Source organism: Pseudomonas sp. EA_65y_Pfl2_P74 (genome assembly GCF_963970575.1).
Classification (GTDB): domain Bacteria; phylum Pseudomonadota; class Gammaproteobacteria; order Pseudomonadales; family Pseudomonadaceae; genus Aquipseudomonas; species Aquipseudomonas baetica_A.
The window spans coordinates 87,412-94,398 of record NZ_CAXAOQ010000028.1 but is presented as its reverse complement, the minus strand read 5'-3'; the positions used below and the strand labels follow the sequence as shown (position 1 = coordinate 94,398).

Annotated in this window: 5 protein-coding genes and 1 pseudogene; 3 read left to right on the top strand and 3 right to left on the bottom strand. The window is 50.2% G+C overall.

The features are described from left to right. The first annotated feature begins 166 nt into the window (after positions 1-166). Positions 167-1,195, top strand: coding sequence for a restriction endonuclease (locus tag AACY18_RS21325; protein WP_339466014.1), 1,029 nt, complete (start codon positions 167-169; stop codon positions 1,193-1,195). Positions 1,196-1,369: 174 nt separating this feature from the next. On the opposite strand, the gene AACY18_RS21320 is transcribed toward AACY18_RS21325, so the two are convergent. Next, a complete protein-coding gene (locus AACY18_RS21320; protein WP_339466012.1) occupies positions 1,370-1,882 on the bottom strand; it encodes a DUF7693 family protein in 513 nt (170 codons plus the stop codon). Positions 1,883-2,164: 282 nt separating this feature from the next. Here AACY18_RS21320 and AACY18_RS21315 point away from each other — a divergent pair, with 282 nt between their 5' ends. Together AACY18_RS21315 and AACY18_RS21310 are read left to right on the top strand one after the other, a co-directional pair. Beyond that, on the top strand, positions 2,165-2,572 hold the full coding sequence (locus AACY18_RS21315) for a hypothetical protein (RefSeq protein ID WP_339466010.1): 408 nt from the start codon (positions 2,165-2,167) through the stop codon (positions 2,570-2,572). Between the two features lie 321 nt (positions 2,573-2,893). Further along, complete coding sequence (locus tag AACY18_RS21310; RefSeq protein ID WP_339466009.1) at positions 2,894-4,471, top strand: ATP-dependent nuclease; 1,578 nt, start codon at positions 2,894-2,896, stop codon at positions 4,469-4,471. 364 nt (positions 4,472-4,835) lie between these two features. Here the strand turns inward: AACY18_RS21310 and AACY18_RS21305 are convergent. Both AACY18_RS21305 and AACY18_RS21300 read right to left on the bottom strand, forming a co-directional pair. After that, positions 4,836-5,644 (bottom strand): annotated as a pseudogene (locus AACY18_RS21305) (IS5 family transposase); the annotation flags it as partial. A gap of 131 nt (positions 5,645-5,775) precedes the next feature. Then, positions 5,776-6,744: a hypothetical protein gene (locus tag AACY18_RS21300; protein ID WP_339466008.1), complete on the bottom strand. Its 969-nt coding sequence runs from the start codon at positions 6,742-6,744 to the stop codon at positions 5,776-5,778. Between the last annotated feature and the right edge of the window lie 243 nt (positions 6,745-6,987).

The following is a 6,987-nucleotide window of genomic DNA, read 5'->3' as shown; positions in this document are numbered from 1 at the left end:
GAAGCAGCATCTTAAGTAATGCGGCTCTGCGTTCAGGTGAATAGTACGGCACGACCAGTCTCTTTCCGCCCCCGATATGCTTTTTTTGGAAAAACCGGAGAGGCGACAACTATCCTGACACCGGGGGCTTTTGGTGGTCTTCTACAGGTAGCTCACAGGAGCTTTTGTGCACAATATCAACTCAAGCGGAGAGTACCTGGAGCGGCTTGTAGCCGAGATATTTCGGGCGCTGGGTTACGAGGATGTTCGCAACAACCCTCAAGGCATGAATGCCTTGGAAAGGCATTATGAGATCGACGTTTCCTTTATAAGGGACGGTGAGGTTGGCGTAGCTGAAGTTAAGCACTACAGATATTTATCTCCTCCCACCCCCAGTCTATTTCTGAAGGCTCTCAGACAGGCAGATAGTGTAAGAGAGCTGGTAGGAGCCCGCGTTGCTATCCTTGCTTTTTCGTGCCCATTAACACCCAGCTTGGCGGAGGCTGCGAAGGCATTCCCTCTGGTCGAAATTTGGGATGCTGCGGAACTATTCAGACGCGCGGCTGGATTTCCAGGACTTACACGGAAGCTGGAGCACTTCTTCGAAGCAACGACATCTCCCTACACCAAGCCAGCCTTGGCGCTAGAAACCGGTCTTTCCGAAACTAAAGAGATGCCCCAAAAGACTGGGCGCCGATTGGCCGATACACTTCTGGGTATTATACCTGGACGAAAGATGGCGGCTGCTTTCGAGGACGCGTGTATCGCCGCTTTGAAGTATCTGTTTGAAACCGACCTTCATGGATGGCATGAGCAGTCGAATACCGATGATGAGCTTCACCGCAGGGATCTCATATGTCGAATACTTCCTAACGCTGAAATCTGGAAACTCATGCTCGATGATTTGGGCAGCCGGTACGTGATTTTTGAGTTCAAAAATTATACCGACCCAATCACTCAGAAGGAGGTGGTTACGACTGAGCGATATCTGTATCCCTCAGCCCTTAGAAAGCTTGCAATTATGATATCGCCCAAAGGGTGTGCCCCTTCAGCAGACAAGGTTATCCGAGGTGCCATGCGAGAAGGAGGAAAGCTGATTGTTTCACTCACCGTGCCCCAAATAGAGAAATTGCTCATCGCGAAGGATGATGGCGGAGACCCGAATACTTATTTATTCGAACGGGTCGACGAGTTTCTGATGGGGTTGGGCAGGTAGAAATTTTTTCAGCGCCGTGGTTGCCTATGAGGCGTCTGAGACTGTGGGGGAGCGCGCAGGCCAACAAGGCCGAAGGCGCGAGGATGGAAGCCCGACGGGCCATGACACTGGCGTTAGCCAGGGCATGGTCTACGACAGCAGTCCCCGTCAGGGGCGCGCCATGGATGCGTTGAGTCAGATTTCCTTCAAAAGCCTCTCAAGTGTTTGATGCTCCCAGACGGAGAGCAGGGCAACAGGATCAGTCCCATATCGATCACCTGCGTCAAACGACCAGCGCCGCTCATCTGGGCTCACGCAGTTTTCGCAGTAAGCGAGCTCATCGCAGTCTTTGCAAATCGAGACCCTCCAACCATCTACATTGATCTGGAAGTGGCCGGCATAAATCTCGTCCCACGACTCATGACCCACCTTGCTCATGACGCTTCGACCGAAAATCGCCTCCCTCAGTACCTGGGATACCTCTCTTGCGGAGAGCTCAGCCGCAGTGTTTTCGCTAACGCTACCTACCTGGGATGAACGAGCTGCCGCTCTGGCCTCTTTCAGCCTTCGCTCAGCGTACATAGCCGGGTCATCAGCTGGCAGCGGGTAGCCGGCAGCGGATAGAGCTTCGGCGCGCTCTTCAATGAGTAGGCGCTCGGGATCGCGAACATTTTGGTAGGCTCTGCCTAGTACACGTCCAGTATCCATTCACGGCTCCCCAGAAGGCTGATGACTAAGAGCGACTAAATTACTTTTAGAACGATAACAGAACGCTTTGAATAACGATGCTGAGCTGCAAATCCTCAGGGCAGCATGCGTTACGATCTGCGTTTCACAGAGGCGCAAACACTAAGCTAGCGAAGCGCGCAGGCGTGAAAGATGCCAGCCCGCAGGGGCGAGACACGCATTGGCGGGGTTCGATTAACTGCAGCCTGACGCCGTAGGCGGCACGCCATCAGCGCCAACTCGCTCAAGCAAGAGGTAACCCCAATGCCCCGCGATGAACTCCGCGAACTGGAAGCCAAGAGGCGAAAGGCTTTATGGATGCTTGCGAACATAACTCCAGGCGATTCGAAGGCGTTCGATGCCTTATCCATCCTTGATGACCTTGAACTTCAAGAGCGAAAAGACTCCCCTCATACTGACAAGGTACTTGAGCTCAACAGGGTTCAGGATTGTGTCACGGTGCAGCATTACCACTCCGGAATCGACATCATTTTGGAGCAGACTATTCCGCAACCCTGGAGGGAGCGGTTCCATCAGGCAAGCATTGGGTCGACCAGGTTGGTTGATGGGCCATATGCCTCAGACTGGGATAAATTCCTGGATGGCTGGGACGCAGAGATGCGGCATCTAGAGCAGCATAGGCTTGCCAGATGCAAACTCGGAACAGACTGAACAGATGAAGGGAATGGGACACGAGGACGACACGGTGTACTGCGATATCCAGATGCCGCTGAGAGCTGCTTGAGTTAGTAAACACACTGAGAGAGTCCAAAGCCCACCCACGACATGGCCTTCGACCGTATGCAGTACGAGCTCGACATCATCTAGAGCCCACTGACTGGGTGCCCTTTGTGCAGCTTCCCAAGTGTCTTACATCCCCTCTACTACCGGACTCCTAGTACAATAAGCGTGTGATGCCTGCACCGCTCCGAGCTTCTTCTCAAAATGCGATGTCAGGTGCGACCCTATAATAATTTTGTAAAGGATTACGACTTGCATATTAAAAGCTTTGGGCTGCTTGGTCTTCGTCGGCTTTACCTAAACGAATCGATGACTACGAACTCTCCACAGTCAAGTAATTTCAAGCTATTCAAAGCTTCGAAAATTAATATTTTTGTCGGCCCCAATGGCGGTGGTAAGTCAACCGTGTTGGATATGGTACGTGCGCTTCAGGATTTTGAAATCATAAAAACAGTCGCTCGTGAAAATATGCGTTCAACGACCGCAGCGATATCCGTCATCCATTTCGATAACGGAACTTGGGTAAAGTCAAAATTCAACAAACTAAGCATACAACAGTTTGGTGCGGAGATTTCTGTAAACACACCATCGTCTAAGTATTTTTTTTCAGGTAGCATTTTAAATAATTCATCAAAGCCACCACCCAAACTGATCCAGGTGTTGAATAAAGTTAAAGCAGACATTAGCTTTCGCAACTCGAACGATGAGAGCGGGGTTAATATACAAAGAGTCATAGATGCGCTAAACAAAGATGCTAAAAATCTAGTAGGCCTTGCACCGCACCCTTTACAACACGGCCAAGTCATTTATGGCAGCCCACCATCTTCGGCAACCGCTTTTAAATTCAATCAACCTATCAGCCATATTAGAAATGGTGTTTTAGGTGTTTACCTGAACGATGATTTAGGCCAAACCAACCACATTCCTATCAATATGATACCATCTGGCTGGCGAGCTTTTGCAGGTTTGGTGGGATGGCTAAATTCTCTTAATGACAATCAAATTTGTGTAATTGAAGAACCTGAAGTGCACCTCCATCCCACGCTTCAAAGGCTAATGGTGGCTAGGGTTTCTGAGATCGCTAAGCACAAAAAATTGCAGTTATTTATCTCTACACACTCTGCTGCCCTTATAGACATATCAAATTGGGATGTACCCGATATAAAACTGTTTGAAGTCAATGGCCACGCGCTGACGGAATTAACATCACCGGCTAAAGCTCTAGGCGGCCTAGGGATCAAGCCTAGTGACGTTTTTCAAGCCAATGGAGTCATATGGGTCGAAGGTGCATCTGATCGGATTTATATATTGCACTGGTTGTTTTTGTGGTGCTTGACGAATTCAAAGAAGATGCCCATAGAAAATCTCGATTTTTCCTTCGTCTTCTACGGCGGATCAACGCTCGGGCATTTCACATCCAGTGGCAGGTCAGGGTTAATCGATATGTTTAGCATTAACAGGAACTCCATTGTTGTTATGGATCGAGATCTAGACTTCAAACGCCTTTCCAGCGGAGCTGATGAGTGCATCAACCAAAACTGCGTAAAGTACGAGGTATGGTCAGAATTTGAAAAGTACAACTCGAACGATGGCTACTGCTGGGTGACTGAAGGCTACACGATAGAGAGCTATCTGCCGAAAAACTTTCGACTTAAATATTACAAGCTTTTAGGTTTAAGACTCAAGAAAATTAGCAGCTATCCCAAAGTAACGATTGCCAACAAGTTCGCAAATGGGTATGGCAACTTTATTTATAGCTATGATAAAAAAACAGACTTGTCAGCCCAAATTGAAAAGCTTTTCAAGACCATTGAGGTATGGAAGCTTTAGTCTATTTCTCAAACATCTAAAGATGGTGTTCGGGAAATCAATATGCAAACTTTAAATACAATCATAGCGGTGTATCTCAAGAATTGATGTCGCAGCGTACGGTCGCCAACCAAGAGTTCATTTCTTGGTATGGCGCCGACGAAGTGCTTAACTTTGTAGGGTTCCATCCGAGGTGAAAGCTTCTGCGTTTTGCCACGGTAAGTAGGTAGTCTGCCGCGACGGCGAATCGCCCCGTACGTGCACCATACGGCAGCGAGAATTAGCACCCTACGTCAAGCCACCAACTTGCTAAACCTAAAGCCAGTATCGCCCTCTCACCGTCTCTCCATGCCTGGCCGACGATTAGGATTGATGCTGACTTGGCTCTGTACGAAAAAAGCTGTCGCAGACCCCGCAGGGAACACGCCAGCGAGACCATAGCGGCGGAGCTTTTTGCAAGTTTGTCGAAGCGCGTGGCAATACGGCGGTTCTCTTCCAGCCAGACGAACTTGCGTTCGATGATGCTGCGCTGGCGGTACTTGGGGCGATCAAACAGTCTCGGTAAACCGGGCTTGGGTATGCGCTTCATGGAGCGCAGTGGGATGACGGGCGGCATGCGATATCGGTCGCAGTATCGGTGCAATGCCTCGGCGTCATAACTCTTGTCGGCCAGCAACCATTTGCAGCGTTTGCAAGGACGGCCACGTTGGCTTGTCGGAATGCTGACATAATCCAGCAAGGGCTGGGGTGTAGCTGATATCACTGGCTTGCCCATCGGAGAGAAGGAAGCGCAACGGCTCTCCGTCGGCGTCGCAGAGCAGGTGAGCTTTGGTAGTCAGGCCACCACGATTGCGGCCTAAAGCGTGATCGGCAGGCTCATCAGCCCCCTTCTCCCACTCCCCAGATGAAGCACGGGTAGCCCGCACAGCTGTCGAGTCAATCATCCAGGTTTGCAAGTCGATCAAACCTTGATCATGAGTTGCGGTGTAATCGCCTTAGCATTTGATCGAGTGTTCCCTGGTTTCGCCAGCCTCGAAACCGATGGTAGACCGTCGGCCAAGGCCCGAAGCACTCGGGCGTACCCCGCCACGCAGCACCCGAACAAAGAACCCTGAGTACGCCATCAAGCATTAGTCGATCACTGGCGCACGACCTACCTCTGACGCGCGTTCCAGTAAACAAGTCAGCGACCACATCCTATGCCTCGTCCGAGAGTGCATAACGCTTTGCCATCGCAGAATTCCTTTCCGTCGATGGCCGTAGACCCTACAAAAACTCAGTCCTTAAGGGGCGGCAATTGGGTTGCGCGGGATTTCATAAAGAGCCTAGGCGTTGATCTTGGTGATGATCGTAGTGGGGCCTGGCTTGGACTGAATGACGTCATCAGCATGCACAAATTCACCCAATTCTGAGATGAGCTCGACAATGTCCTTGTTGAACCGGTTCTTTATAAAATTCAGAAAAAAACCAAGCTCTTCATCAATATTCGGGGGGAGCTGTGCAAGTCGACCGTACATGAACAGGTGAGCCATCCACCAGAGTACAGTCCGGAAATCCTTCACCACGGAGTGCTCCGTTTGCAAAGTAACCAGGACTCGATTTACCTGGCCTACAAGCTTGGTGTTGATATAGGCGCCACTACCTGTCTCATTGACCACCCCAAAGGCAAAGACACAGTAATTGCTCTTCCCCGACCAATAACCCGTCTGAAAGAGCTCTTCGCCCTTGTTGCCCTCGACCTCCCCAAACAAACCAAGTCGTTTCTGATTCCCTAGCTCATCGAAATGCTCCTTGCTTTTCAAAATCATGCACAAGTCGGAGAAATCGATGATTTTCTTCTGATTCGGCTCATCGAGAAGCACCTTCTTCGGAAAAATCTCATCAAACTGGAGCGCCACCTGCCTTCCGAGGTCGGAATCTCTCCCTGAAATGTAGAAGCTGTATTCAGTTGTCCCAAATGGGCAGCTCCATAGCTCCGCCAGCTTATTGATCATAGCTTGGACGATAGGCTCCGCCTCATACCGATTGAGAAAGGTGGCGAAAAAATACTGCATACCCCAATTCCGCATGTTTGCGTCAATCAACTGGAAGAAATTCGGCGGGGCCACAGACCTCAAGTCTTCAAGGCTCCAGTTGACCTTTCCGAGATCGAAGAGCTTCCGTCCAGGCCACTGCAGGGTGTTGTGGTAGCGAAGGCACTCAAGCACAGAGTAGAAGTGTGTCGACCAATAGCTGCGTTGGTTGGTTATGACGCCCAAATTCAGGGGCTGCGCTAAGTCGATACCAGGAACCATCGTGGTAATCCTTCTAATGCTTGAGTGGTTTCCGATCCCCCTAGATTGGGCCTCATCACTGATCTTTCAAGTACAGCAAGGTAACTGAATCCAGTCAGCATAGTCACTGGACAGCAGTTGATGCTGAGCATCAGTCGGTCGTCGTGTCGTGGACGTCTCGTTTACTGATCCTGAGTGATTGAATCTCGATCATTTCCCAGGATGAATCGTTGAGTTCGTATCGCTTGGCCATCAGGGGCTCAC

Coding starts and splice junctions, on each gene's coding strand:
- AACY18_RS21320 (WP_339466012.1), bottom strand. CDS start 1,882: ATGGATACTGGACGTGTACTAGGCAGAGCCTACCAAAATGTTCGCGAT.
- AACY18_RS21315 (WP_339466010.1), top strand. CDS start 2,165: ATGCCCCGCGATGAACTCCGCGAACTGGAAGCCAAGAGGCGAAAGGCT.
- AACY18_RS21300 (WP_339466008.1), bottom strand. CDS start 6,744: ATGGTTCCTGGTATCGACTTAGCGCAGCCCCTGAATTTGGGCGTCATA.